Here is a 26,108-nt window from a genome sequence, read left to right on the forward strand (position 1 = left end):
TGTAATGACTTATGGTGAACTCCAGGCTGTCTTTCAATTGGCTGTAGGGTTGAATATTGGCGTTTATGCCCTAAAAGATATTAGCTTCTCTACCACTTCTATGGCAAGTAAGGATTATAATTACGTAAGATTATCTATTGACGTTCGGGCCGCAAAACTGAAGCGAATCGAAAGCAGTCCTGAACGCAAAGAGTATGATGATTTGCTTTCTATGATTAATGAAAAAATTGTAGACAGGTGGGCAAAATCAAAAAAATTTAATGAGAGTTGGGGTGAATTTATTAGATATTCAACAGTTGCGACAGGAATAACGGCTTTTATCGCTTTGTACTATCTATTTATGACGTCATACAAATACACCAATCATGCTCCTGGTTTTATTAAATTTATGGCATATCTTGTATATCTTCCGGGAATTATGACAATCGGGTTTCATCTTCTTGTTAGACGATTAAACAAATCTTTTGAAGCAGAACAAGAAAGTATTGATCAGGAAATTCTGAAAATCGACAGATTTGTTGTAAATAAGTCTGAATGATAGTTATATTAAATGGCGAGTTGCGATCTATGTGAGATGATGTTGCCTGATGCGGTAGCAGAGATGGGCGCGTCCCTTCGGGACCGGGCTCTACTCGCCGCCGTCGGCGGCTCCCCGAACCCGCTCCGCGGTTTCGGCCCTTCGGGTAACGATCTCATCGCGCGGCTCGCCGGCAACGGCAGTGCATAGCCTCCACCGCCAGGCAACGTGTGACCGGAAGGAGGGCTTCAGCCATACAGCCCTTCCGCCTGAAGCTCGCGGAGAAGCTGGCGTGCCTGTTCCTGGGCCGTCGAGTCCCGCTTCTGCTCGTCGAACCCGTGCGCGAACATCGGCAGGAGCCGGCTCGTCGCGCGCGCCATCGCCGAGCCCTCCCATAGGATCAACACCTCGCGATCCGTCAGATCCTTCAGGAAGTACCAGAGCGTCAGCATCACACTCAGCGTCGCCCGATCCTTCCACCCGGCGATCACGCCCCGCGCGGTCCGCTCGACCCGCCGCAGCAGCGCGCCCTTCTTCTTCTCGGATAGATCCTCGATCGGCTCGTAGCAGGCCGCCCTCAGGTCGACGCGCATCGCCGCGATGTCGGCCTCGGCTCTCTCCGCCTGGTTCGGGTCGGCCGGGACGAACGCGCTTGGCGCGGAGGTCAGCGCAAACAGGAGGTAGGCCGGGATCGCGAGTTCGACCCGCTGGCGATCGGATAATGTCGGCATCAGGATAGCTTATGGATGAATCGGATGCATGGTAAATAGCATGGATCCTGCGCACATAGGTAACGCTACGACAGACAGTGGAGCCAGAGAGGGTCGGGACCGGATGACGGTCAAAGGTTTGGAGAGAGACTCCGATCCGGGCCGGCAAGGAACCTTCCAACCTCTCGGGAGACCATCCGATGACCATCCAGCCCATCATCACCACCGCGACATCCCAGGCCCAGCGTGAGGAGGCCGAGCGTTCCGGGCTACCCTGGTTCGTGGCGAGCTTCGAGGTGTTCCTGATCGCCGCCCGCGCCTTCCACGGGCAGGACGACATCGACCCCGCGGCGCTCATATCCGGGATCGCCGAGATCCGCGTGCGCGCCGCGGCCGGCTTCACCGCGGAGACCTTCCTCGAACTGCAAGGCCGGCGTAGCCCGGGCAGGCTCCCGATCTGGGAGGAACTGCTGCTGGCTGCCCTCGCCACGCGGATCGGCCTTGGCGACGACGTCGACACGGGCGAGATCGAAACGGCCCGTCGCCTCGGCCTCGTGTGAGAACTGCCTTCATGCCGAGAGCCAGGAAATCCCGCCACGTCCGCCAGGACGTCACGCGCCTGCCCGCCGGCAGCGATGCCCGGTGGCGCGCCGGTTTCCGACAGGCGCAGTACGAGCGCGCCCTGATCGGCATCCAGGCCGACCTCCTCGGCGGCCCGGCCGTCGAGGTGTTTCGCGCCTCGCCCAAGATGCCGGCGCCGCCAGCCTGGACGCCGGACTACGAGATCGAGTGGTTTCACGACCTGGCGTCCGAGGAGCAGGCCCGGCGCCTCTCGGTCGATCCCCAGACACCGTTCGCCCGCACCACGAGGCCGACCCTCACCGCCGAGGAGATCGCCGCCCTCGTCGCCTCCGCCGCCAACTGGCTGCGCATCGGGCAGGACGTTCGGATCATCGGGTCGCCCCTGAGCCTGGATGGCAGCGACGAACGCCGCGTCGGCCGCACCGGCGTCATCTGGCGCCTGTGCGGCGCCGTCTTCGCCGACCACGTCTACGTCAATCTGGACCTGATAGGCGCCGAGCGGTCTGAGAAGGTGGTGTTCGTCGAACTGTGCGACCTCGACCCCATCGAGTCGCGCCAAGCTGCGGCCTCGCGGACTGGTGTTCCGCCTTCTCCATCACTCCGAGAATAGGACTTGAGGATCCGCTAACCAGTCTGGGACATCTTACCCAGGGGCGTGTTGCGTTCTTGAGCCCCCTTGCCGTCTGAACACGTCATCGCCCCGCTGTGCCTCTGTCCAGCGGAGCTGTAATTTTTTCAAATGCTACATCAGTAATATTCTCGCGGATCGATATTGCCTTGTGGTAGATTGCCTGCATGAGCACAAACCCTGCTACGTCAATATCTGACGACGCCCTTGATCTGATATCGCTTCTGGCGGGAGTGGTCGCCCACGCACTCGCGGGCGAATACATGCCGTCGAGACTCCACGAGCCGGATCCGCGCTACGAGATGATCGATAAAGCCCGCACCGTGTTGATGCAGAACGCCCGGCACGTCCCCGTTGCGGTCGACAAAATCCTCGAACTCGCCTTATCCCAGGGCGGCTACGCCCCCCGCGTCCCGTAGGAGCGCGCGTTGATCGATCTCGCTGCCCCCATCACCTCCTGGATGCCGATCGTCTGGTACGGCGGCTTCCTCCCTGGGCTGCCGGACCTGTGCGTCGGCCGGTGGCCGCCTGGTATCTCCGTCGAGACACCCTGGAAGCTCTGGGCCGTCGAGACCGCGGCGGAACGCGAGGCGCTGCTCGCAGCCCTAGCCCGGCCTGTGCCGCGCCGGGGAGGGGCCCTGGACTTCGCCGCAGGGCCGGACGCCGCCGTGAGAAGGCAGAGCTCCGGCGACACGGTGCTGGCGCTCTACGAGCCCCCGGCGCCGGGCTGGCCCTGGATCACTCTTGGGCGCTGGCCGCCGGAGATCGGACGCGAAGTCGGTGCTCACCGGGACATCTACACCTGGGACGCCGATTTGACCGAGGCCGCAGCCCTCGATCGGATTGCCCAGGGGGTCAGCAACGGCGTGATGCGTGCCGATCTCCTCACTACGCCACCGGCCGGGACGGCATGATGAAGGGGAGGGGCATGGGGTGGATCGCACCCTTCGCCGGGTTGATGCGCTCAGCCACCGCCAGGCTCTACGATTTTCGCTGAGCGAAGCAGATGCCTGGTATCAGGATAACGCCGCAGGTCGCGCGCTTGGGCAACATCATAGTCCTTTGATGTCATGGTCTCCGGTCCGGCCAGAACCGAGCGGGAGAAGACGCTCCACCAGTTTTGCTCAGATTGGTCATGCGTATACATTGAATTTTCTTTTTTCTTGGATCGGTGATGATGATGTTTGCTGCGTTACGTGTCCCGTCCGTCCATTCGTCAACGTGCGATAGGGCCTAGCGAATATCTGCGCTATTTTTTTCGATGACGATTGCATAAGGGCGTCGAAATCCATTTCGCCGGCAAGAAGCGTAATCAAAGTAATGACATAAGATTGCGTCACTGCAAACTGTATGGGCCTTTTTGTGGGCGCTTTAATCTCGCTCGCTACAGGCGTCCGCATGGTCCCAGGTGCTCGCTTCCTACCGGATCTGAGGGCCTGGTCCGTCCCGTTCGCGAGCGTCCGCGGGCTCTACGACGTGATCGACCGAATGGAGGAATCCCTTGCTAGGGCGTCGGCGGCCGCGGCGGCGACACGCGAGCAGGGCGTCGATGAGGCGGACCAAGAAGCCGCCGCGCAGGCCCGCCGGGCCGGCCGAGTCCTGATGCTGATCGCCCTCCGGCCAGTCGTCGGCACGTTGGTCCGAGTCGGATCCGAGCCCCGTGTGATCGAGGGATTTGGACGGGCCTTTCCCCCTCGATGTGAAGACCGCGAGGGCCTTGGGCTCGCACCTCCACGGGCAGGAGGGCCAGCCCTGCTGCTACGCCTACACCCGTGCCGCAACGCCCGGAGAAGCCGCAGCCCTCGAGGCGCACGAGGCCTCCCGAGTGATCGGGCGGAAACGCCTTTTGCTCATCACTAGAACCAGGTCGGTCCCACGTCGATCGGAGGCCGCTTACAGGGAGTAGTTTTTGAAACCCTTCATGAACGTCACAAAGCCCACACCATCAACCAGAAGCCCGGCCACCGCGAGCATCGCAACTTCTGGAGATGTCAGAACTGAGGTGCTCATCGACGCTATCAATTGGGCTCCCATGGTGAACCCACCTAAGCCCATCAGGACTATTCCGCTAGCTGCGAAAGCGGTATTCATGGACGGCCTCGAATTTTTCTGAATATTTTGTACCGATTATTTTTCAACCATTCGCATCGTGAATAGGTAAAAATCGATCTTCTGCGATGGTCCAGATGCCGGCTGCTCGGGCAAGGGTGGATCGCGCCCTTACCCGTCCAGCCGGTAGGCGCGCTGCCGATCGTTCAACTCGGCCGAGATCCCCATGAGGGCTGCGGCGCTCGCCATCGGTTCAGCGCAGCAACTTGATCGTGACGCCGATGGCGGTGCCGTCCAGCCGCGACCAAGCCCGATCGGTGGTGAGCGCCGGGGCGCCGAGTTGCCCCGCCACGGCCAGGCAGGCACGATCACCGAGCGACAGACCAGCCGGCCGGGTGAGCGTCCGAAGGCGCGCACTCGCACGCGCATGCGCAATGTCGAAGGGAACGATTGTGAGCTGCAAGCCCTCGACAATCGCGTCGACTGTGTCTTCCGGCATCCCGAGGTCGACCAGCTTGGTCATCACCTCCGCCGCGTTGACCGCGGAGATCCGCGCGCCGGGCAGGTGGCCCGCAACGCGATCGGCGCCCGCCTCGCTGAAGATGACGGCCAGCACGGCCGAGGCATCGAGAACGGGATCAGTCGCGTCCGGCATCCGAATCCTCACCATCTTCTCGCGCAGCTTCGGCCCGACGCTCCGCAAGGAATTCATCGACCACGGACTCCCGTCCTTGGGCAAAAGGCGCGGCTAGGGCCCGGATGCGCTTGAGGGCTTGATCGACCGTCGAGATGCGGATGCCATCCTCATCCTGAGTCAGGATCACACGGCCTGCGCCGTTCAGGCCCAAGCCGCGGCGCATATCCGCAGGAAGGTTCATTCTCCCATTTTCCGCAACCTGTACCGTGCGGCGTAACGGTTCAGCCATGCCACTATGCCCCGTAGCTCTCAAAGGGAAAAAACTTGTGTCACTCCTCAAATCGCATACTCGCAGCAAGCCGCGTTCGTGTCACGGCCGATTTGGCGGTCTAAATTGTGTCCGATAATAGGCACTATCGGACACAATTAATGGATCGTTAGGGCGCGATCGGTTAGGCTCGGCCCATGGACCTCGACCGCGCCGACCCGACCCCTGATTCCGCCCGCGAGGCACCGGCCTTGCCGGTCCCGCTCGCCGCAGCGTTGCCGCCGACCGACGAGATCCTGATCGAGCGCGTCGAGGCGCACGCCCGCGCCGCATACGGCGCCTTCGCCGACAACACGGTCCGGGCCTTCGCCGCCGACAGTCGGATCTTCGCCGCCTGGTGTCGGGAGACCAGCCGGACGATGCTGCCGGCAACGCCCGAGACGATCGCCGCCTTCATTGATGCGCAGGCCGAGACGAAGTCTCGCGCGACGGTCGAGCGTTACCGCTCCTCGATCGCCGCGCTGCACCGGGCCGCGGGCCTGCCGAACCCTTGCGCCGACGAGATCGTCCGGTTGGCGGTGAAGCGGATGAACCGGGCCAAGGGCCGGCGCCAGAAGCAGGCCGAGCCGCTCAACCGTCCCAGCATCGACCGCATGCTCACCGTGATGACGCCCGAGCGCCTGCATCGGCGCGTGTCGGAGGGTGAGCACGGCGCCCCGCTGATCGCGCTCCGCAACGCCGCGCTGATTGCGGTCGCCTACGACACCCTGCTGCGTCGCTCCGAACTCGTCTCTTTAGAGATAGGGGATCTGGAGCGGGGCGCCGACGGTTCTGGCACCGTGCTAGTGCGGCGATCCAAGGCCGACCAGGAGGGCGAAGGCGCGATCAAGTATCTCGCCCCCGATACCATGGCGCACCTCGATGCTTGGCTCGCCGCGGCCAAGCTGGAGAATGGTCCGCTGTTCCGGCCGCTGACCAAGGGCGGCAAGGTCGGGGCGAGTGCGCTCGGGGACCGGGACGTGGCGCGGGTATTCCGCACCCTCGCCGCGGCGGCCGGGCTGAAGCTCTCTCGCCTCCCCTCCGGGCACTCGACCCGGGTCGGGGCGACGCAGGACATGTTCGCGGCCGGGTTCGAGCTGCTTGAGGTGATGCAGGCCGGCTCATGGAAGACGCCGGCCATGCCCGCGCGCTATGGCGAGCGCTTGCGCGCGCAGCGAGGCGCCGCCCGGAAGCTGGCAACGATCCAGAATAGAACGTAGTTCGTACCGTAATCTGCGAGCGTGAGGGATAAAGGTCCGACCTTTTCCGGGTGCGCCTTAGGAGTAAACACTATGGATCATTTGCCTCTGGCAGCATATTTTCAATCTGTTCAAGAAGTGCGGCCGCCAAGCCAGGGCCTTCGAGATGGATGCCGATCTCGTCCAGTGGGTCGTCAGCTCGACCCGATTGCGATCCCCAATTCATCGTGCTCACCACAACATCGTTGTCATCCCACAACAGGACTTTACAGTGAAGTTGGGGCTCTCTTACGCCGATTACATCTACCACGCCGTGGAGGCGCGTGCGCTGCTCAGCTACGTGCAGCCCGCTCTTGACTTACAATTTTCAGTCCAGCCTCGACCATGCGCCAATTCAACGAAAGAATGGCGCGGCAAAAGACCGTGGGTGGGGACGGTATAGGATCGCCCCTGGGCCGGTTTAAACCCGGCGAGCTGAAGCGAGGGCACCACCTATGCCATGAAGAGGTTACGCAAACGATCGAGACTTCTGTGACTGCGCACAATACTTATAAATAATCTACAGGACAGCAATTGTGATTACGAAAAATTCCCTCGTGCAAAGATCGGGATCTGAAAGTATTTTATGGCGATGATTGCAAATATCTCGCCATTTATCTCTATCAGTGGTTGAAATTGGCAATTGTTCGGACAAAGAAGAGAAGTATAAAATCATATCTTCAATATGATTCAATGATGATTGATCGAGGGGAGCCCATCTCTCCACGAGTTGACCTTTCCGCTTTATAGGATTAATCCCTTTCTCTCGTAATCTTCTAGAGATAGAAGTGCCACTCCAAGGCCCGAGAAGCTCTTCTGGAGCGGAATATTTTCTGCGAGCCTCTTGCAATCTACTGATAAGGAATGGATCTATCGGGTCAATTTGGTACAATGAGGTGTCAGCCTCTTTGATTGCGAGAGTGCCGCCTCGCCTAAGGACGCGCTTGAACTCCTCAATTGCTTCTGAAAAGCCCTCTGCCGTCAGGTATTGAAGTACATTTGCGGTCCAAATGCAATCAAACGCTCCCGTCTTTATTGGTATTTGATTGATTTTTCCAACTAATGATCTCACAATCGTATTGCGAGCAGCACTTGTTGCAAGGCAGTTTGTAAAACGAATATTTTCTTCCGCTAGGTCCAAAGCCAAAATTGACCCGTCAACGCCAATAGATCGTGAGATTGCGTGATGATAACTGCCTATTCCGCAACCTGCATCGAGGACAGACCAGCCGGGTTGAAAACCGACTTCGTCCACAGCACGCTCATATTCCTGCCGTGCGAAATAGTAATGCCGGTTAAGATGAGCATGATCCGATCTCGCGTGGCCTCGAGATGTTCTTTTGATGTTCATTAACTTAAACCTCAATCTGACTGCTGTAATGACAGCATTGGCTCAATTTAATACTAAATATAATTAATTTTATTTTTATCAAAAGAGTACTTAATCAAATGAGCTTGATCAACGATTTCCTTGACAGCGGCGCGTAATGACGGCGTTTCCTCTTTTTCGAAAAGACATGAAGATATTATCTTGCCGATGGTTGTCATATGCTCTTCAATAAGACCCCTCCGCGTGATTTCTTGAACGCCAATCCTTATGACATTTGTGTTTAGGGAGCGTTTGGCGTTCACGCTCAGGCCGCATCGAAGCAGCCTTTCGGTCCCCGACAGATGCTGATTGTCCGAGAAATCCTGCAGATATAGCTGATGCGTGTCCGTATGCCTTCCATCAATGTTGGTAACGTTGAGACCTTCATCTTGCAAACATTTAGCCAGCGTCCTTGAGTTGCTCAGTATTTGTTTGCTATATTCTACACCAAAAGACTCCATTTCAAGCATCGTGACATACAAAGCCAGAGTGTCGCCAGAATGTTGACTTGAGACCATTACGTCCATTGCGCTTGCAATACGTTGAAAAATTTCTTCATTATTTGAAAATACGGCTGCCTTTTGCGGACCAGGGAACGTCTTGTGCGTATTCCCTTGGAGGACGTCGCAACCATACTGAAGTGGGTTGGGGAAGGCGCCGCCAGCTATTAACCCGAGTGGGTGAGAAGCATCGTAAACGATTGGGACGCTATCTCCTGCAATCTGACGAAGTTCTATCAAATTTAGCGAAAATAAACAACATGAATGATCGACATAGATAAGATCTGGAGCCCTTGATCGAAAGGAATTTTGGATACCGATTAAATCAAAATCCAATTTATTATCATCCCACTCAAGGTATGCTGCCTGCCGTCCGAGCCTTTCAACGATTGGAGTGGTGGCAAAATGCCCCCCTTGCGAAGGATTAATACAGTAAACGGTATCATTTTTATTTGTAAGCGCGGAAATAGTCACAATCATAGCATGCAATCCGGAAATAGGCCTTAGGTCAACGTGGCTTGCGCTAAACAATTTCATTGCTGCACGACTCGCTTCCAACTCAAAATCATGCATGGCCGGAAGTGCAATGCTCGTTAGTCCAAGAGCGCTCACCCCAGAGCGGCGATATTCCCGTTTATTGACATGGCCCAGATGATATCTGCCATGTACAGGACAGGTTAGCATCGATTTGGCGGCATCAGACAAAACATTTTCATTTGCTGTAAGATGCAAAACATCGCTTGATCTAGAAAATTCTGACGAAAGCTGCTGAAAATGATGCATAAAAAGGCGGCGATCAGCGTTCATCTTAACCTCCATTGTGTGGCAAAATGAATTTACGGGGCAGGGTGATCATTTCTACGGTCTGTTTCATCAGATGTGAGCATGATATATTTGATATTAGCATCATTATGTAATATTAATATTCATCTATAGGAAGCAAACTTCAAAGTTTGTCATATATTCGTCGGTGCAAATTCTGCCGTCTGCAGCTAACAATGCGCCCAGTCGTCCGATTTCATCTGAGCTTTTAGCGGCTGCGCCGTTGCCGCCGGTAAGAACGATGATCCGGTGCGACTCCGCGAAGCCGATATACGGGTGTCCGTGCCGCGTGCATGTCGTCACACAAGGCATTGTTGAGAAGGCGCCGGGACGTAAATCGGGAAGAAGTGCTTCTAAGTGACGGCGCATATGGGCGGCCGCTGCGGTGTCCCCGTCCCCCGAGAACCAAGCGCGGATTACTGACTCGTTGGCGAGAAGGCGGTCTGAAGGATCACCCCCGATTTTGATCTTTAGGCCACCGTCCGGATAGCGGACGGGTGGAAGGACGTAGAAGCTGTCTGCATCCCCAGTCCCGGAGCAGATAACGCAAGGCATGGCTGCGTAGCGCCCCACATCCTCGGGTTGGACCTCGGCGAGAAGCACCGTGCGCGCCTTGACCTTTAGGTCAAGGGGGCGCGGCAACAGCTCCGATCTGATCGAGAAACCACCGACGGCCACGAGCGTCCGTGCGGCAGCGTACCGCTCCCCGTTGACCGTGCTTACCTCGACGTGTCTCCCTCTGTCATGCACCGCCGCTACTTCCGCGGTGATGACTGTCGCACCAGCGGCCTTGGCTAGCCTCACCTGTGCGGCAACCAACGCTCGTGGATCAATTATCCCGGCCGCTCGCATCTCGAGCAGTCCGGTGTATTCCTCAGGGAAGCGCAGCGCTGGAAAAGCGGAGCGCAACTCGGCCGGATCGAGTTCCGCCACGTCGACGCCGACTCGGTCGCGTGTCGCGATGAACCGCATTATGGCCTCGCCGGCCTTCGGAGCCGCGATGACGCAGCCGACTTCAGTGTGGAAGCTGATGCCGCTCTCGGCCTCGATCTCGGCGTAGCGTGCGATCGAGCGCTGCGCGAGCAGCGCCCAGTCGGGATCGGCGTCTATGGTCCGGGTGATGCGGCCGCTGTCGTAGTGGCTGGCGAAGACGCCGCCATGCGTGCGTCGATTGGCTGGCTCGTCGGGACCGACCAGAACGACGCGGGCGCCGAACCGCGCCAAGTGGCGCGCCGCAGCAGCACCCATCATGCCCTTTCCGACGACGGCGAAGTCGAAGGTCTTCATGACGCGTCCGGCGACATCATCTGAGCATCCCCACGGCGAAGATGGCGTCGCGCGGGTTAGGAATGGTCCGGGAGAGCCACGCGTCGATTGTGGGGTCGAGCGCTGTGCCCGGTCGTTTTTCCGACAGGTGGAGGTAGACGTCCCGCATGATCATCTTTGGCACCAGCAGGAGTTGCCGGGGATAAACGATCCGCGCGATCCGCTCGCACGCCTCGCGTAGGTGGGCGCTACCAAGGCTCAACGGGGCTGGCGCCACCTCTCGGCACAGGCGCGCGTTGAATTGCCATACGAAGGGATTCCGAGTCCGCCACGCCAAATACCGGGTTCCGGTATCGTCAGCAGGAAATCCTTCGCGTAGCATGATCTCGGTCAGGAGACGGTAGCAACTGCGGCCGCGCTCCTCCGGCCTGACGGCCGCCCCGGCCCTGTACAGGGCATGGTCCGTTCCGAGCGGAACTCGAAAGAAGATGCTGTATCCGACGGCACGGCGACCGCGGTGGCAGAAGACGACGCCGTAGCCACTCTGGAACGGAAAGTTCTCCGCGCCAAAGGCCTGCGCAACGCCGTCACGGTCGAAATCCCAGCAAGTTTCCATGACGTCGAGGATGTCGGTCAGGACGCGTGACCGCTCCGGATCGGAGAGCGCGGACGCATCGCCAATCACCTCCAGCACGGCTCCTTCGTCTCGCTGCATGGCCTCTTCACTCCTTGCCTTTACCCAACCTGTCTGCCCCGACAACGAGCCCACACGCGGCCCGGGCCCGCTGCGCGGCCGGGTTTAGCCACCGCCGTTAAGAGGCCGTTGCGGAGAGCGGCTCAATCCGCTGGCCGTCAATCTGGCTGAGCCGATGGCCGTCCGGATCGAAGGGCTGCGCGAAGTCGAAGACACGGGGGCTCGGACCGTTGTCGTGCAGGAATTCGAGGTTGCGTGCGGCCTCGACCCAGGTCGGGATATATTCGTCACCGACCCACCACATCGCGTAGGTTGGCCAGACAGGCTTGCGGAACCACTTCTCCCGCTGCGCCAGGGCTCGTGCGTGCAGGCCGCCGTACGCGAACGCGCGCACGGCCTCGATGTCGGTCCAGAGGCTGAGGGTCGAGGCGCGTGTATCGGTCTTCGTTTGACGACCGCCGTCGTAGAAGCGCGGGACGGCGAAGGGGCCCCATGGACCCCAGTCGCGTTCGAAATTGGTCAGGGCCTCGTTGTCCTCGTCCAACTCCCGCGCTCTCGTGATGAAACCTGGCGCCTTCTCGGCGTGCCGAAAGACGGCCGGGGTAATGGCTTCGAAGCCGCGGACGACCTCGCTCCCGTAGGGCTTCAGCATTATCGCGAAGGTCGTGAAGGCGAGTCGAGACATGGGCTTCCTCAGAGCTTGAGCTGGCCCCGCAGGACCGTGACGCACCGACCGCCGACGGCATGGCGCCGGGCGGCGCCCTCGTCCGCTGCCGAGATCAGGACCCGCCCGGGCCGGCTGATCTCGGCTCCTTGTTCGAACACGAGTTCGCCGGGCGGTGGCGGGCTGCCAGACAGGAGGAAGGCCGCGAGCGCTCCGGCGCAGGAGCCGCAGACCGGATCCTCGTAGATGCCCTCGGCCGGTGCGAAGCTCCGTAGCCGAGCGGCGACGCCTGGACAGGGTGCGCGGACGAAGACGGTGAGACCCACAGCGTCGTGGGCCCGTGTGATCCGGGTGATCGCGGAGAAATCAGGTGTGAGCGCTGCCAGCGCCGCGGGGCCGTCGAGCTCAACCAGGAGCCAGGGTACGCCCGTCGCTGCGCGCACCACCGGCCGGTCTAGCACACTCTCCAGTGCGATCCCGAGCGCCGCCGCCACCTTCTCGGGAACGATGTCGGTCTGGGTTAGGCTGGCCTCTGGCATCTGGACGAACCATGTCGCTCCGGGATTGGCGCGCTGGACGGTCACGAGACCGATTCCACATTCCTGTCGCAGTCCGATGGCCGTTGATCCCGTCGCCTCCGTGAAGGCGTGCGCCGCCGCCAACGTCGGATGACCGGCGAACCGGAGCTCACGCTTGGTCGTGAAGATGCGAACTCTGAAATCGCCGCCCTCCTCTGGAGGGGCCAGGAACACGGTCTCGGAAAGATTGGTCTCGCGCGCGATTGCCTGCAGCATGTCATCTGGCAGATCGGCAGCGCCGAATATCACCGCCGCCGGGTTTCCGGATAGCGGCCTCTCGGCAAAGACGTCCACCTGCCAGAGCTCAAGCCGCGTCGTGGTCGAAGGAAAGTTCATGGATTCGTTCTCGCACGTCCGCTCGTGAAGAGTTTGGACTGGCTCCGCTCCCGAGCAACGCGGCGGGACCAAGTGCAATGGGGCTAACCGGGTGAGGTCGGCCGGCATCACGGTCAGAGGACGATCTCCTGCTCAACTCGCGAGCCGAGGCTGGACCGCTTCGTGGCTGACAGCCTCTCCAAGAAGGGCGAGGGCATCCTCCACCTCCGTCCTGCCGATTGTCAGCGGCGGCAGCAGCTTCAGCACCTCGTCCCGGCGGCCGCAGGTCTCGGCGATTACGCCGCCAGCGAACAGGCGCCGCGAGAGCGCTGTCGCGACTTGAGCCTCCGCGAACGACAATCCGATGAAGAGGCCGCGGCCTTTCACTTGAGCGGTACCGCCCGGCAGGTTCGCGGTGATGCGCAGCAGACCCTCCCGCAGGAGCGCTGCCGTCCCGGCCACCTCTCCCACGAAGCGATCGTCCGTCCAGTAAGTCTCGATGGCCGCTGCCGCGCCCACGAAAGCCAAATTGTTGCCGCGGAACGTCCCGTTGTGCTCGCCCGGCTGCCAGCGGTCGAGGTCAGGCCGGATCAGGACTAGCGAGAATGGCGTCCCGAAGCCGGACAGGGATTTCGACAACACCACGATGTCCGGCTCGATGCCGAAGGGCTCGAAGGAGAAGAAGCTTCCGGTCCTGCCGTTCCCGGCTTGGATGTCGTCGATGATCAGGATGGCGCCCAGCTCCCGCGCCAGGACGGCAATCCGCCGCACCCAAGACGCGGATGCCGTATTCAAGCCACCCTCGCCCTGGACCATCTCAACGAGGATCGCAGCAGGGCGATCGACGCCGGATCCGCCCTCCAGCAGCATCGGGGTGATAAAGTCGAGCGTATCGACCTCGTCGCCGAGGAAGCCATCGTAGGGCATGAAGGTGGTGTTCGCGAGCGGCGCGCTCGCCCCGGCTCGCTTGGCTGGGTTGGCCGTCGCCGCCAGGGCGCCGAGCGTCATGCCATGGAAGCCGTTCGTGAACGCGACCACGTTAGTGCGCCCCGTCACCTTCCGGGCAAGCTTTAGGGCAGCTTCGATAGCGTTGGTTCCTGTCGGGCCTGGGAACTGCATTTTGTAGTTCAACTGGCGCCGCGATAGGATGTGGCGCTGGAACACGTCGATGAAATTCGCTTTTGCTTCCGTGTGGAGGTCGAGAGAATGAACTATGCCGCCACTCGTGAGGTAATCGATCACGCGCCCGACGATCGCCGGGTTGTTGTGGCCATAGTTCAAAGTGCCGGCGCCAGAGAGAAGATCAAGATAGCGCCGCCCACCCACATCGGTCATCCACACGCCCTCGCCACGAGCGAAGATCGTCGGAAAGCTGCGGCAGTAGCTGCGAACTTCGGACTCGAAGCGGTCAAACACGTGGGCGTTCATCGTTCTCTCCCCTCACAATACTCGGCGGAGCCGCCCGATGGATCAGGCCTGACCGAGTTCGGCAGGCTCACGCCGTCAGGCTGAGGCTCGGCGCAACGCTCGAGACGCGAAACCGGCGACGTCCCGCTCCATACTGGCCAGAATCTCGGACGATCTGAGCGACAGCAGACTGAAGGATCCAGCATCGCCGAGCCCGTGACTGCTTTCGCACAGGCCATTCAGGTAAATCCGCAATCCGCTCTCCGAGGCGACGCTGTAGTCGCGCTCAACGCAGAGAGCACCGTCCGCTCGGCGGCCGAGACCGTCCGCCACGCCAGCGAGCAGAGCTGGGAAGTGCTCCTTGCCCTCGCCACTACCCAGATCCTTGAATCCCGTCGCCAGCACGACCGCGTCGACGTAAAGCTCGGATGTACGGTCGAGAAAGCGCTCGCGGAGTTCCAATGCAACGCCGTCGGCGGATGGACGGACCGACACCACCTCGGTGTTGTTGCTAATCCGGAACCGGTTGCGGCCCTCAAGCCGCTCTTCGTACAGGGTCAGATAGAGTTTATGCAGGACATCAATGTCAGCTGTTCCATAATTTGTTGGGCGAAGCTGGCGCTCAAGTTCAAGCCGAGACGTATCTGAGACGCTGAAGAAGTAGTCGATAAATTCTGGAAAGTAGACGTGATCTGAGAACGGGCTGGTGTCCTTCTGTCGCATGGCGTACCCGCGATGGATCGCGTGGATATGCGCATGCGGGTAACTCGCGAGCAGATCGAGGTGGATCTCGACCGCGGATTGGCTGCTTCCGACGACGGCGATCGAGTGCAGCCCGGGTGCGAGTGCCTTCATCGCTGGACGGTAGTCGCAGAGGTGGAACACGCGACCTCCGAGATGAGGCGCGAACACTTCCGGAACATTCCGGCTCCGACCAGTTCCGACCAACAAGCTTCGCGCCAGAAACCTGTCTTTGTCGGATCGTGCCGTCCAACAGTGCAAGTCTCGATCGTATTCGACACTAGAAACGCGTGTGCCATAGGTGACACGCTCGCTGAAGAACTGTGCCGCCCAAGTGATGTACTTAGCATAATCCTTCCTGAGTGGATACAGGATGCCCAAATTGAGATAATCGTAGAGTCGTCCCTCCGACTTGAGATAGTTGATGAAGGTGTAGTGACTCTTCGGGTTGCGAGGCGTCACGAGGTCGCGCAGTGGATTGTTCTGGATGTCCGATCCGTCGAGCAGCATTCCGGGTTGCCAGTTCGGACCGTCTGCCTGCTCCAAGAACCTCACGTCGAGCTGCGAGTCCGCCTCCTCATGTGCGATGGCGAAGGCTAGGTTCGAAGGCCCAAATCCGACGCCGAGCACGTCGTGGATGAGACAATTTTTCTCGAACGTCGACATTGGCAGATCAATCTCCAGGATTTCGCTCACATCGCCTTGTAAAAACTATGATTTAAAGAATTCACATGATGACTTATCTACATTATTGTATTTAGTGTTTGATCTGAATAAATGAAAACCGGTATCCAATATTGCAAATTTAAATGATCTCGCTTGCTGCAATCGATGCTAACGGAGTGGGCCATGTGACTGGACCTGTCTCTCCGCAGGCAAGCCAGAGGCGCTCCGAAGCTGCTGGCACAATAGGAGCCATACCGGCGCAAAGGGCTCGTACGACGCCCCGAACGACGTCCGGATCCCCATCATGCGCAACAAGCGCCAGGGCAAGTTCTAGGCCGGTGGCGACTGCTAGTGCAGCGATCCGCAGGCTGGGCCTCTCGTGCCCGTAGGCAGCCTCGAACCTACGACGCAGCGCTCGCGCTTCCGGTGTCTCAGGTCGCGCTGAAGCCGGCGGATTCAGCGCCAGAAGAGCCTCCTCCAGTGCCTCGAGCGGCTTCCGGAACTTTCGGGCGACGATTAGTTCGAAGTCGTCCTGCGAAAAGTTCGCCTGATTGTACTCAGGATTTGAGTATGCGAGGTAGAAGCGCGCCTCGTCGGCATCGACTTTCGCCAGAAAGTCCCGGCCCCATATGAGGTGTCCTTGGCTTGTGGAGAACTTGAACTGATCTAGTAGGTAGAACTCGTTTGTCACAAAGGCGGCGGGAAGCAACGCGTCGGCACCACATTCTGCGGCAGCGAATGCTAGGCATAATTGAGCGACGCAATAGAAGAACGAGTTGTCGAAGCCGAGATACTGTATGTACCGGACCCGGCTTGGCGCAGGAAACAATCCGGACCCATACTTCGTCCGGTGAGCCTTGTCGAGCCAGTAGTAGTGTCCCGGCACCATCTCTGCCCAGACGTTCAGAACCATCCCGCGTTCATCGCCCAGTGGCGAGGCAACGCCCCACATCGACGGGAAGGTGATCGGGAACGTCGGTAGGCGACTGTCGAAGAGTTCGTCTATCAGCCGAGCGAGCGTGGGCCTCCGTTCAGGGAGGGTGTCGAGCAGGTGCGATCGGAGCCGAGGTCGCCATGTCTCCAGATCGAAGACCACCTCTGAAACGGTTCTCGGCTCGATCCGGTCGCCTGGTCTGCCGCCCGTCGGATGGAGCCCGAACAAGGCCTCAGCATCGTTCGGGTGTCCGCAGGTCTCGCAGATGTTGCCTTTCGTCTCGCAAAGGCAAGTTGGGCATCGTCCCGAGGCGTAGGCCTCGAACAGGAAGCGGTCACGAGCGACATCATACGGAACCGGTCGCTGCCGCCTGCTAAATACGCCGTGCCCGTCTAGATGGCGGAACCATTCCACGACATAGTGGGCGTAACTCGCATCCGGCAGTCCCACAACGTCGAAGGCAATCTCGGCTGATCTTAGCGTGGAGGAGATTTCAGCATGGCTCCGCGTCGCGAGGGTGCGCGGATCCAGACCCAGGCGCTCTGCAGTGGTGACGACGTAGCTTTGATGGGTGTCTACCCCGAGCGCTGCAACCGCCTTGTGGCCACGCAACGACAGGTATCGGCGCAGCACGTCGGCCCCGAAATATGGGCCCGACAGGTGACCGACATGGAGGTCGCCGTTAGGAGTCGGAGGTGGCGCGACGATCGCGAAGAGCTCTGTCTGAGGATATGTCATCTGCTCAGCCAATCACTTCATGGAGTTTCTAGGCTTCTGGCTGCGTCGACGCTTTCAACTGGTCCGCGATGTGCATCAGCCTCGCGTTCGCTTCTGGACTTCCCCAGAAGATCGTCAGGAAGCGAAGTGGCACTAATGACGACGTGTTCCGGACGGTGTGGTGGCTGAACCTGGGCAGGTAGATGACGTCACCTGCTTCAATCGGTGAACTCTCGTCGTCAACTGTGATGATGCCGGCGCCATCCAGTATCAGGAAGGTCTCTTCCTCGTCGTGCGAGTGCGGTGTAGTCGACTCGCTGGGACGTACTGAGGCAATTGCGCTGCCCCATAGCGGATCCGCGACATCAGCCCAAGGATAGAGGCGTCTAAGATCGCAGCCGTACTCGTAAGACGACGTCGCATCTTTGGCGCGAGCTATGCGCATCGCGTCCTCCTCTATTCGACCTGTGTTTTCGCCAGCCCACGCCGCTAGCGGCGTGGGCTGGCCGAAGCTCCCACGGCAACCACCCTGGGTTTCTCTTAACAGGTACCCTGAGTACCATCGTGTCAAGGAAAAATTGCGGCCCAGCTTCGATTGAAGCGAGGAAAAAAAAGCCTCATCTCCTTGAGAAAATTCGATCAGCGGGTTGATGCGCAGCCGGGGTTGTGGCTCTCTGTCACCTCCTATGTCGAGAGTAAGCTCGTGAAGGAATGCATCCTGGCTGCTAAATAAAGGAAGTACAGCAGTCGCCGTGTTCAAGCCCGCCTATCCGTCCGATATTGGGCCCGAAAACGACTAATACACATTCCGCGTTCTGTATCGGGTCGGGAGTGGCTGGTGTTGGTCTGCGACAGCTTCGGCGCGACCGCCTGCAACCGATCCGGAAAGCGCGCGCTGCTGCTTCCGAGAGGCCGCGGATGATCGTTGCGCCCCGTGATCCTCAAGGAGCGTGACCGAAATGCAGACCCCTGATAGACCGTCCGGAGACGCGGCCCCCACGCCGCTCCGCGGCGGCCCGGCCCCATGGGCGCGGGCTGGCGGCTACTTCGCTTGGGCGTTGATGGCGACCGCCTACGCGCTCGCCTTCTTCCACCGCGTGTCCCTGCAATCGCTGAACTTCGGTCTAACCCGCGACTTCGGTGCCGATGCTGCTGGGATCGCCGCGCTCGCCTCGGCCTATTTCTGGGGCTACACCCTCATGCAGTTGCCGGCTGGCCTGTTGGTCGACCGGTATGGCGTGCGGCGTGTGGTCCTCTGCAGCATGGCCACGTCGGCGCTCGGCAGCGCGGCCTTCGCGCTAAGCCCAAATCTCTCTGTCGCCGTGCTAGCGCGCTTGGTGCTTGCGAGCGGCGATGCCCTTGTCTTCAGCTCACTCCTCAAACTCGTCGCCCTGCGTTTCCCAGACCGCCGGTTTGGCGTCATGTCCGGCCTGTCCCAGGTCTCGGGATACGTGGGTGGGGCCTTCGCCACCGTCCCGCTCGCTGTCGGGGTGGAGCATATTGGCTGGCGATCCTGCCTGCTCCTCGCGGCGCTGATCGGCGCCCTAAACTTCATCTTGATCGCTGCGTCCGCCAGCGTGCCTCGCGCGTCAGGCACTGCCAGGAGTTTGCATGCTCTCCTAACCTACATGGCCGACGCACTCAGGAGCAGAGCGAACTGGGGCAATGTCTTGACGTTCGGATCCCACTTCGTTGTCGTCACGACTCTCTCGGGCGTTTGGGGGCTGCCGATGATCGCCCATGTGTTCGGAATCGACGGTTCGCAGGCGGGTGCCGCGCTGCTCGCCTTCATGATCGGGAATGCGTTTGGCTCCGGAGGGCTCGGCTATTTGGCCGACCGTGTCTTGAACTCGGACCGCGCGTTGGTGGTCGTTTGCTTGCTGCGGAGCGTACTGATCGCCCTGCTCTTTCCTGCGGTCCTGCGCCACACGCCGTTCGCGCTCGTTGTAGCCAACTTTGCGGTCCTCGGCCTCCTTGCCGGAGGCACGATCCCGCTGATCCTCAAATGCACGAAGCGCCTGTACACTGCCGAGTTCATCGGCGTCGGAGCGTCCGTCAACACCGCGTCCGCGGGCCTATTCGCCGCGGCTACGCAGCCAGTGATCGGCTTCGCGATGACCTGGGCGAGCGGCGGAGCCGATCGAGCCCCGGGTGCGCTGAACGATGTAGGGTACGGTGCGATGGTTGCGGCGCTCCTCCTGCTCTCGGTTCCGGGCCTGATCGGGCCCCTCATGATGGGTAGGCGCGTCCGGGGCTAGAGCATCATCTAATAGAGTGGATGCCAAAGTCGAAGGGAGAAGGTCATGTGCTCATCAAAACGCGGCGCTCTCCTCAACGAGGCCGTCAGGATCGGGATCGAGAACTCGGTCCTGTGCTGGTTAGCGACCGTCGATGAAGCAGGTAATCCCAATGTTTCGCCGAAAGAGATCTTCGTCTCTCACGGCAACGACAGGATCTTGGTGGCAGATATCGCTTCCCCGACCAGCGTCAGGAACATCGCAGCGCATCCGAGCGTCTGCGTGAGCTTCGTCGACGTGTTCCGGCAGCGCGGCTTCAAGGTTCATGGCCGTGCTTCACTCATCACGCGCGGGTCGGAGGCCTTCGAGACGACGGGGGCTGACCTGCTGAAGAAGGCCGGCCCCGATTTTCCGGTTCGCACCATCATCTCCGTCCGCATCGAGCGGATCGCCAGCATCCGGGCTCCAAGCTACGCGCTGTTCCCCGAGCGGACCGAGGCGGAGCGCATGCGCGCCGCTTACGATACCTACAAGGTCGAGCCCCGCTCCGTCTGACGCTTTACATCGCTGAACAGGCTTACGAACCATTCGAAGCGTCTTCGCTGTCGCGCGGGAAGGTGTCGGCGTGAGCGTCGAGCAGCGCCGCTTCGAGCGGCCGCCCTTGCCTGTAGGGCGCGAGTTGAAGGGGCCTCGTGACGGTGGGCATTAGCCGCGGGCAGGCTTCCGGTTCACCAATTAGCAGGTGAACCGGCAGGCGCTCGGCGTAGATCGGCAGCGCGTAGTCATTCTCGTCGTCACCGACGCCTTTGGCGCGGATCTTCGCCGAGGCCCGCTCGATGTCCATGAATACCACTGCCGTGGCCTTGGTCTCCTGCGCCGTGCTCGGCCGCAGACCCGCCGTGCGGCCAGGGAAGAAGCGGTCTACCATCATCACGAGTGCCCGGCGCTTCTCCTCAGGGTTCGTGACGAGACGGGCGCGCCCAAAGGCCATCACCGAGCGGTAATCGGCGGAGTGGTTGAAGCCGCTGCGCGCGAGCACGAGGCTATCGAGGTGGGTGACGGTGAGGCAAACCGGCTCGCCGTCCGAGAGGTTACGCAGCATCCGGCTGGCACTCGATCCGTGCCAGTAGAGCCGCGGGCCCTCACGCCAAAAAAGGGTCGGCGTGCAGTAGGGCTGGTCATCGATGATGTACGAGACATGACAGAGCGCGGCCGCATCGAGCAGCTGATACACGGTCTTGCGATCGTAGAAGCCGCGCTCGTGCAACCGCTTCATACGATTGACGGCATCAATTGGATAGGTTGCAGAATAATCCTCGGGCACGCGCTTCTCCGCTGTTGGTGAGAGCATTTAGCAGATCTAGCAGTTTCGCCTCTGCCGGATTGATATAAACTAGATTCTTTATCATGTGGCGATTTATTGATGAAATCGCACCTGGAAGTTAATACCTATCAGACTAACAGCAATTTTCCGTACGTATGTCAGCGTGCGCTTCTTTGCGTCCGTGTCATACTTTCGCCTCTTAAGAATACGCCTGCCCTTGCACTTGTCGAAGAGTTTGCCCCTCTGGGCTGCCTCTGAGATAGCTTTGTAAATGGCCGGATAAGGCCTCGCACTTGTGAAAGTGTGATGCCTGGATCGTCACCACGCCCTCGTGATACGGCACTGCACATATCCAGTAGTGTTGCGAGGCGATCTTCAGCGCCGGTGCGCTCTTGAGCGTAGTCCCTCTTCATATCTGCCCGTCGTCGGTTTGGCAATCTCAAGTTTTCTCGCAAGGCTCGCCGTTAGTGGTGTAACCTTGCGGCTCAGCCTGAAGGTGCGAAGCGTGTCCGTGCACCTACGTGGGCTGAAAAGGATGTCGAACCGGAGCGCGTTCATGTCATCCAGGTTGGCCGACCATAGCAAAGAGGCGTTCGCCTTCATTGAGGAGATCGAACGTGTCGCGACGCCCAGGCAGGTAATCGACGCCATGGCCCGCTCGCTCGGGACGTTCGGGTTCGAGCACTTCGTCGTCACCCAACTGCCGGGACCTCAAGAGCGGTTCGAGCAGACCGTCATCAGCCGGAAATGGCCGATCGGCTGGTTCGAGCTTTACACGCGGGAAGATTACGTCCGCGTCGATCCTGTCATTCGGCGCTGTCGGGAGACGGTCCAGCCTTTCAAGTGGTTCGAGGCGCACTACGATCCCCAGCACGAGCCCCGCGCCCGTGAGGTGATGGAGCGCGCGTGTGACTTTGGGATGCGACGCGGCTTCAGCCTGCCAATCCATGGTCCTGAGGGTTACGGCGGCTGCTTCTCAATGAGTGGATCGCACCTCGATCTCAATCAACGCACCAAGCCGGCCATCCACCTCATGGCGATGTATGCCTTTGATCGACTTCGGCAGATCGGACGAACGCCACGTAGCGAACAGAAGAACCCCCTTACCCAGAGAGAGCAGGAAGTCCTTCGGTGGGCGGCAGCCGGCAGATCAGCGGCTAATATTGCCGATCTCCTCGATATCACCGAGCGCACGGTGACCTGCCACACGGTCAATGCCATGCGGAAGCTTGGCGCGATTAATAAAACTCAGGCTGTTGCCTATGCTATCCAGCGGCGCCTGATCCATATTTAAATCGATCTGACCTGTAGATTCCTACGATATCCTGATAAGCCGGAGCCAATAATAATCCCCCTCGGTCTATGGATTGAGGAGGGGTTGCGTGACGAAGATTCATGTCGTTACCCGGCACAATCGCACGCTCTATGACGAGGCCATACGGCACCACCACCAACTCCGTCACGACATCTTTGTCGGGGAGCGATCCTGGCGTTCGCTCACCCGTTCGGATTGCCGTGACATCGACGCTTACGACAATGATAACACTACTTACCTGCTTGCTATCGACAATGATCGGGTTGTTGGCGGCCAGAGACTGTATCCGACAGTCCTACCGCACATGATTAGTGACGTGTTCCCGCATCTCGTCTCAATGAGAAGCGTCCCAAAGGCGCCGGACATCTTCGAGTGGACCCGCTATTTCGTCGTGAAGGAGCGTCGGACCGGACGGACGGATTGCCGGATGCTCGCGGCTGTCCAGGAGTTCTGTCTGGAAGAGGGCATCAGCCAAGTCACTGCCGTGGTCGAGATGTGGTGGCTGCCGCGCTGGCAGCAATCGAGGTTCAAGGTGCGCCCCCTGGGCCTGCCGGTGGACGTCGAGGGGCAGCCGACGATCGCGGTGCTCATCGACATCTCCGAGGAGAGCTTGGCAGCCGTCCGTTGTCTCGCGGGCTTGCGCGGTGCGTCTCTTGTTCGCAGAGGACCACAGCGCCCCGCCATCCACTGGGTGCCCTATGCAACTGCATCCTGAAGAGCCGGGCGAGCCGGAGCTGACGCCGCGGGAACTCACCAACGATTTGCGAATCACCCTGATCACGTTCGTGAGCCAGCTGTCGCCAGATGCGAAGGCCAAGCTGAACGCCTTTCTTTACATCGCCAGTTCGAAGCCGGTCTTGGACGTCGACCTCGTGATCGATCCAGATGGCTTGGCGACGCTCACGCTCCGTCACTCGGTCGCGAGTGCCCCTTGAAGCTTAGGAGACTCGCCCTCGTCCGGCCGCAGCTAGTACGAGGGCGAGTATCGCTTGGCGCATCTCGGGCTCGTGGATACGGCTGAAGGCGAGCGCCACCTGCATGGTCTCATGGTCGGTCAGCATATCCTGACTCATCTCGCCGGGGTCTCCCTCGTTGTCATCACCATCTGGAGTTGCGAAGAAGAACATCAAATAGGTCTTGAGAATGGTGGTGACTTCGTAGAGCCGGGCCGCCCCAATCCGATCGGCGCCCCGCTCATACTTCTGGACCTGCGTGATGCTGATGCCTAAGGCTTCGGCCAATGTCTCCTGACTCATCCCAATGGCTATTCGCCGCTGCCGGATCCGAGTGCCAACGAGTCGGTCGGTCGCCGTCGGCGCTTTCGTTCCCACTTCCACCTCCACCCTATATTCCTCGTATAAGGCGAAACACGGTAGAAAACAATTCTCCTGCGGGCTGCGTTATAGAAATACCGCTGAAGACGCCAGCTCATCGCCGGCGGAGGGTCGAACCTTATTTTCGACAAAGTCGCAGACTAGCACTTCGTGCGGTGCGATGACCTGACGATCCCATCGCGCAGCAGCACGCCCGGAACTCAAGCGCGCCACTCGACCTACGGGAGCGGATAGGGGCCGAGGAATAGGTCCCCGAGCGCCCGCCGCTGCAGATGTGTCAGCCGTCGGCGGCGCAGGTGCCCGGGTCGATCGTGGATGAGATGGCAGCGCTGGCACCACGCCGCGAGATCCCGGTCGCCGTTCAGGCTGGTGTCGTGCGCCCGGTGGCACGTCGCCAGGATCGGCAGCGTCTGCCGGGCCTCGGCCAGGGCCGCGAGCCCGGGTGGGTGCCGAAGCGGTCGCCCCCGGGCGGAGCGCCAGCACCCTGCTTTGGCATCGTACCACGTCCCCTCGTCGAGGCAGACGATCACCTGCCTGTGCGGCCGCCCGCAGGCCTCGCAGCGCCCGCCGGCCCGGCCGAAGCGGATCACCGCCGAGAACTGCGGCCAGTCGATCGGGTAGAAGTGGCGGTGTTCGGGACGGATCGGCACGATGCGGCCACGCTAGCATGGCCCGTTGAACGGCGAATCCCCCCTTCGACACATCGATGGCGATGTAGCCTCTACGATCCGAGCCCCCGGATCGGCACGCTCACCGGCTTCGCGGCCGGCCCAGCGCGGGAGTCAGAGGATCGCCCAGGGGAGGCGACGGGCTTTTGGATCGGAGAGAGGCTCCGGCGCCCGTCGCGAAAGCTCTGCCGATGCCCCGCCTCCTGATCCTCGCCTGCTCGGCGACCAAGAGCCCCGAGCTCGATCGCATCCCGGCATTCGCGCGCTACGACGGCCCGCTCTGGCGCACCCTGCGCTCCGCCGATCCGGACGGCCGGCGCGCCCGGGTCGCCTTCCTCTCGGCCCACTACGGTTTCCGGGACGCGGCGACGCCGATCGCCGATTACGACGCACGGCTGACGCGGGATCTCGCCGAGTGAATGATCGCCGGCGGCGTCACCGCACGCTGGCCCAGGCCGCCGTCGCCCCGGCGGCCTGACACCTCTGGGATCCACGCCGGCGCCGAGTTCGCCGGGCTGGCCCGGCACGGCGCCGAGCCCTTCGCGGATGTCGCGCTCGTCGGCGGGCAGCTCTACGTGGAAGTGATGCACGCTCTCGTGCGCGGCTTCGTCGAGATGGGCTGCGTGCGGCGCGACGCCTGCGTCAGCGTCATCAATGGGCCAATCGGCCGGATGCGCCAGGACCTGCGATCCTGTCTGTGCGAGGCGAGCGGGCTAGCCGGAGGCCGGCCGTGACCGGGCTCCTCGGGCACAACGGTGGGCCCGTCCTCGACGAGCCGGCCGACACCCGCTCCGGCCGGTGCAAGCACTGCCGGCACTGGAAGGCCCCGTCCGACGAGGAGCAGCGGGCCTACGAGTGGTTCCAACTCGGCTTGTCGCGCCGCCGCGTCCGCCGGCCGACCGGCGCCTGCGACCGCGTCCTGATCGGCAACACCCCCAAGCCTGCCTTCTCGGCCACGGTGGGTGAGTTCGGCTGCCGGAACTTCGAGGCCGCCCCTCTGCCGCTGATGGCGAAGGGCGGCGGCTTCATTACGATCTGGCAGAACGATCGCGTCGTCTGGCAGGGGCAGGAGGAGGAGATCCCCGCCCGCTTTCTGCAGCAGGATCTCAACCTGTGAGTATCCGAGCCAGCCATCATCCGTAAGATCCATGGTATATGGATTTCGTGGATCAGGAGACCCTTCCATGCGTTCGTTCACGACCGCCGACCTCAACAAGCAGGTCGGCGAGGTTACCGACGCCGCCCAGCGCGCGCCCGTCGTCATCACCCGTCGCAGCAAGCCCCGCTTCGTCCTGATGAGCCTGGAGCACTACGAAGCCCTGCGCGGCCCGGAGGATCCGCGCCGAGCCTTCACGCTCGACACCATGCCCGACGACCTGCGCAATGGCCTCCTGCAGGCGGCCGAGGACTACGAGCGGGAGCATGGCGGTGACGACTGAGACGGCGGAGACCGGGCTCGTCGTCCGCTACAGCTTCCTATGGCCGCGCGAGCACGGTCGCGGCGAGCGCGAGGGCCGCAAGGACCGGCCGGTCTGCCTCGTCGTGCCGGTCAATGTCGCACCAGGCGCCGTGGTGGTGTTCCCGATCACCACGCAGGACCCCTTGCCCGGCCGGATCGCGGTCGCCGTCCCGGAGACCGAGCGACGCCGGCTCAAGCTTCCGGGCGACCGGCCGTGCTGGATCATGCTCGATGAGGCCAACGGCGACGTCATGCCGGGGTCGTTCCACCTGGTCCCGTTCGAGACACATCCCTTGCGCTACGCCTACGGCCGGTTCAGCCCGGCCTTCATGCGCGTCGTGCTGCGGACGATGGCCGAGGCGATCCGCGCACGTCAGCTCCGGATGGTTCAGCGCGAACGTTGATCAGTCTCTGCTGCTCGAGCGCAGGC

At 60.9% G+C, this 26,108-nt stretch carries 33 protein-coding genes; 16 read left to right on the forward strand and 17 right to left on the reverse strand.

Translation table 11 applies throughout. The features are described 5' to 3' along the window. The first annotated feature begins 4 nt into the window (after positions 1-4). Entirely contained in the window at positions 5-538 is a 534-nt protein-coding gene (locus HBB12_RS32745) for a hypothetical protein (RefSeq protein ID WP_236993633.1), read from the forward strand. 227 nt (positions 539-765) lie between these two features. On the opposite strand, the gene HBB12_RS32750 is transcribed toward HBB12_RS32745, so the two are convergent. Then, positions 766-1,248, reverse strand: a complete 483-nt coding sequence (locus tag HBB12_RS32750; protein WP_236993634.1) for a hypothetical protein — start codon at positions 1,246-1,248, stop codon at positions 766-768. Positions 1,249-1,427: 179 nt separating this feature from the next. On the opposite strand from HBB12_RS32750, the gene HBB12_RS32755 reads away from it, so the two are divergent. The 4 genes from HBB12_RS32755 (at position 1,428) to HBB12_RS32770 (ending at position 3,351) form a co-directional block, all read left to right on the forward strand. Continuing rightward, on the forward strand, positions 1,428-1,787 hold the full coding sequence (locus HBB12_RS32755; protein WP_236993635.1) for a hypothetical protein: 360 nt from the start codon (positions 1,428-1,430) through the stop codon (positions 1,785-1,787). Positions 1,788-1,798: 11 nt separating this feature from the next. Further along, on the forward strand, positions 1,799-2,419 hold the full coding sequence (locus HBB12_RS32760; RefSeq protein ID WP_236993636.1) for a hypothetical protein: 621 nt from the start codon (positions 1,799-1,801) through the stop codon (positions 2,417-2,419). Between the two features lie 281 nt (positions 2,420-2,700). Continuing rightward, positions 2,701-2,856, forward strand: coding sequence for a hypothetical protein (locus HBB12_RS32765; RefSeq protein WP_236993637.1), 156 nt, complete (start codon positions 2,701-2,703; stop codon positions 2,854-2,856). 9 nt (positions 2,857-2,865) lie between these two features. Beyond that, positions 2,866-3,351 carry a hypothetical protein gene (locus HBB12_RS32770; RefSeq protein ID WP_236993638.1) on the forward strand — a complete coding sequence of 162 codons (486 nt, stop codon included), beginning with the start codon at positions 2,866-2,868 and terminating at the stop codon, positions 3,349-3,351. Between the two features lie 979 nt (positions 3,352-4,330). Here HBB12_RS32770 and HBB12_RS32775 read toward each other — a convergent pair. From HBB12_RS32775 to HBB12_RS32785, 3 genes are all read right to left on the reverse strand, one after another. Further along, on the reverse strand, positions 4,331-4,528 hold the full coding sequence (locus HBB12_RS32775) for a hypothetical protein (RefSeq protein ID WP_236993639.1): 198 nt from the start codon (positions 4,526-4,528) through the stop codon (positions 4,331-4,333). Between the two features lie 211 nt (positions 4,529-4,739). Beyond that, entirely contained in the window at positions 4,740-5,141 is a 402-nt protein-coding gene (locus tag HBB12_RS32780) for a type II toxin-antitoxin system VapC family toxin (protein WP_236993640.1), read from the reverse strand. Beyond that, positions 5,125-5,364, reverse strand: a complete 240-nt coding sequence (locus HBB12_RS32785) for an AbrB/MazE/SpoVT family DNA-binding domain-containing protein (protein ID WP_236993641.1) — start codon at positions 5,362-5,364, stop codon at positions 5,125-5,127. The genes HBB12_RS32780 and HBB12_RS32785 overlap by 17 nt, the downstream gene beginning before the upstream one ends. Positions 5,365-5,588: 224 nt before the next feature. Here HBB12_RS32785 and HBB12_RS32790 point away from each other — a divergent pair, with 224 nt between their 5' ends. Further along, a complete protein-coding gene (locus HBB12_RS32790; protein ID WP_236993642.1) occupies positions 5,589-6,650 on the forward strand; it encodes a tyrosine-type recombinase/integrase in 1,062 nt (353 codons plus the stop codon). A gap of 538 nt (positions 6,651-7,188) precedes the next feature. On the opposite strand, the gene HBB12_RS32795 is transcribed toward HBB12_RS32790, so the two are convergent. The 10 genes from HBB12_RS32795 to HBB12_RS32840 form a co-directional block, all read right to left on the reverse strand. Beyond that, positions 7,189-8,019, reverse strand: coding sequence for a class I SAM-dependent methyltransferase (locus tag HBB12_RS32795; protein WP_272913339.1), 831 nt, complete (start codon positions 8,017-8,019; stop codon positions 7,189-7,191). Positions 8,020-8,072: 53 nt separating this feature from the next. Continuing rightward, positions 8,073-9,344: a PLP-dependent aminotransferase family protein gene (locus HBB12_RS32800; RefSeq protein WP_236993644.1), complete on the reverse strand. Its 1,272-nt coding sequence runs from the start codon at positions 9,342-9,344 to the stop codon at positions 8,073-8,075. 123 nt (positions 9,345-9,467) lie between these two features. Beyond that, a complete protein-coding gene (locus HBB12_RS32805; protein WP_236993645.1) occupies positions 9,468-10,646 on the reverse strand; it encodes an NAD(P)/FAD-dependent oxidoreductase in 1,179 nt (392 codons plus the stop codon). A 16-nt stretch (positions 10,647-10,662) separates the two neighbouring features. Next, positions 10,663-11,340: a hypothetical protein gene (locus tag HBB12_RS32810; protein WP_236993646.1), complete on the reverse strand. Its 678-nt coding sequence runs from the start codon at positions 11,338-11,340 to the stop codon at positions 10,663-10,665. 97 nt (positions 11,341-11,437) lie between these two features. Next, the gene (locus HBB12_RS32815; RefSeq protein WP_236993647.1) at positions 11,438-12,004 is read right to left on the reverse strand and encodes a DUF3291 domain-containing protein; all 567 of its coding nucleotides are present in this window, start codon (positions 12,002-12,004) and stop codon (positions 11,438-11,440) included. 8 nt (positions 12,005-12,012) lie between these two features. Next, positions 12,013-12,897 (reverse strand): PhzF family protein, encoded by an 885-nt coding sequence (locus HBB12_RS32820; protein WP_236993648.1) that lies wholly within the window; start codon positions 12,895-12,897, stop codon positions 12,013-12,015. A 132-nt stretch (positions 12,898-13,029) separates the two neighbouring features. Further along, positions 13,030-14,304, reverse strand: coding sequence for a diaminobutyrate--2-oxoglutarate transaminase (ectB, locus tag HBB12_RS32825; protein ID WP_236993649.1), 1,275 nt, complete (start codon positions 14,302-14,304; stop codon positions 13,030-13,032). 75 nt (positions 14,305-14,379) lie between these two features. After that, positions 14,380-15,720 (reverse strand): lysine N(6)-hydroxylase/L-ornithine N(5)-oxygenase family protein, encoded by a 1,341-nt coding sequence (locus HBB12_RS32830; protein WP_236993650.1) that lies wholly within the window; start codon positions 15,718-15,720, stop codon positions 14,380-14,382. Between the two features lie 109 nt (positions 15,721-15,829). Continuing rightward, positions 15,830-17,362 (reverse strand): class I tRNA ligase family protein, encoded by a 1,533-nt coding sequence (locus tag HBB12_RS32835; RefSeq protein ID WP_236993735.1) that lies wholly within the window; start codon positions 17,360-17,362, stop codon positions 15,830-15,832. A gap of 28 nt (positions 17,363-17,390) precedes the next feature. Further along, positions 17,391-18,101 (reverse strand): cupin domain-containing protein, encoded by a 711-nt coding sequence (locus HBB12_RS32840; protein WP_236993651.1) that lies wholly within the window; start codon positions 18,099-18,101, stop codon positions 17,391-17,393. A gap of 301 nt (positions 18,102-18,402) precedes the next feature. On the opposite strand from HBB12_RS32840, the gene HBB12_RS32845 reads away from it, so the two are divergent. Continuing rightward, positions 18,403-19,599, forward strand: a complete 1,197-nt coding sequence (locus tag HBB12_RS32845; protein ID WP_236993652.1) for an MFS transporter — start codon at positions 18,403-18,405, stop codon at positions 19,597-19,599. 45 nt (positions 19,600-19,644) lie between these two features. Next, positions 19,645-20,133, forward strand: a complete 489-nt coding sequence (locus HBB12_RS32850; protein WP_236993653.1) for a pyridoxamine 5'-phosphate oxidase family protein — start codon at positions 19,645-19,647, stop codon at positions 20,131-20,133. A 22-nt stretch (positions 20,134-20,155) separates the two neighbouring features. On the opposite strand, the gene HBB12_RS32855 is transcribed toward HBB12_RS32850, so the two are convergent. Beyond that, positions 20,156-20,854, reverse strand: coding sequence for a pyridoxamine 5'-phosphate oxidase family protein (locus HBB12_RS32855; protein ID WP_236993736.1), 699 nt, complete (start codon positions 20,852-20,854; stop codon positions 20,156-20,158). Positions 20,855-21,458: 604 nt separating this feature from the next. On the opposite strand from HBB12_RS32855, the gene HBB12_RS32860 reads away from it, so the two are divergent. The 3 genes from HBB12_RS32860 to HBB12_RS32870 all read left to right on the forward strand — a co-directional run bounded on the left by HBB12_RS32860 (position 21,459) and on the right by HBB12_RS32870 (position 23,152). Then, the gene (locus tag HBB12_RS32860) at positions 21,459-22,196 is read left to right on the forward strand and encodes a helix-turn-helix transcriptional regulator (protein WP_236993654.1); all 738 of its coding nucleotides are present in this window, start codon (positions 21,459-21,461) and stop codon (positions 22,194-22,196) included. Between the two features lie 88 nt (positions 22,197-22,284). Next, positions 22,285-22,932 (forward strand): acyl-homoserine-lactone synthase, encoded by a 648-nt coding sequence (locus HBB12_RS32865; protein ID WP_236993655.1) that lies wholly within the window; start codon positions 22,285-22,287, stop codon positions 22,930-22,932. Beyond that, positions 22,916-23,152 (forward strand): hypothetical protein, encoded by a 237-nt coding sequence (locus HBB12_RS32870; protein WP_236993656.1) that lies wholly within the window; start codon positions 22,916-22,918, stop codon positions 23,150-23,152. Before HBB12_RS32865 ends, HBB12_RS32870 begins: the two co-directional genes overlap by 17 nt. Before the next feature lie 3 nt (positions 23,153-23,155). Here HBB12_RS32870 and HBB12_RS32875 read toward each other — a convergent pair whose 3' ends face one another. Next, positions 23,156-23,560 (reverse strand): helix-turn-helix domain-containing protein, encoded by a 405-nt coding sequence (locus tag HBB12_RS32875; RefSeq protein WP_336886978.1) that lies wholly within the window; start codon positions 23,558-23,560, stop codon positions 23,156-23,158. Between the two features lie 209 nt (positions 23,561-23,769). After that, complete coding sequence (locus HBB12_RS32880) at positions 23,770-24,201, reverse strand: hypothetical protein (RefSeq protein WP_236993658.1); 432 nt, start codon at positions 24,199-24,201, stop codon at positions 23,770-23,772. Between the two features lie 209 nt (positions 24,202-24,410). Between HBB12_RS32880 and HBB12_RS32885 the strand changes: the two genes are divergently transcribed. The 5 genes from HBB12_RS32885 (at position 24,411) to HBB12_RS32905 (ending at position 26,082) form a co-directional block, all read left to right on the forward strand. Beyond that, positions 24,411-24,638, forward strand: coding sequence for a hypothetical protein (locus HBB12_RS32885; RefSeq protein WP_236993659.1), 228 nt, complete (start codon positions 24,411-24,413; stop codon positions 24,636-24,638). After that, positions 24,639-24,953: a hypothetical protein gene (locus tag HBB12_RS32890; protein WP_236993660.1), complete on the forward strand. Its 315-nt coding sequence runs from the start codon at positions 24,639-24,641 to the stop codon at positions 24,951-24,953. Next, complete coding sequence (locus HBB12_RS32895) at positions 24,950-25,336, forward strand: hypothetical protein (RefSeq protein WP_236993661.1); 387 nt, start codon at positions 24,950-24,952, stop codon at positions 25,334-25,336. The genes HBB12_RS32890 and HBB12_RS32895 overlap by 4 nt, the downstream gene beginning before the upstream one ends. Positions 25,337-25,403: 67 nt before the next feature. Next, positions 25,404-25,658, forward strand: a complete 255-nt coding sequence (locus HBB12_RS32900; protein ID WP_048428767.1) for a type II toxin-antitoxin system Phd/YefM family antitoxin — start codon at positions 25,404-25,406, stop codon at positions 25,656-25,658. Next, on the forward strand, positions 25,642-26,082 hold the full coding sequence (locus HBB12_RS32905; RefSeq protein ID WP_236993662.1) for a hypothetical protein: 441 nt from the start codon (positions 25,642-25,644) through the stop codon (positions 26,080-26,082). The genes HBB12_RS32900 and HBB12_RS32905 overlap by 17 nt, the downstream gene beginning before the upstream one ends. Positions 26,083-26,108 lie beyond the last annotated feature (26 nt).

The sequence above is a fragment of the Methylobacterium sp. SyP6R genome, assembly GCF_019216885.1.
Taxonomy (GTDB): domain Bacteria; phylum Pseudomonadota; class Alphaproteobacteria; order Rhizobiales; family Beijerinckiaceae; genus Methylobacterium.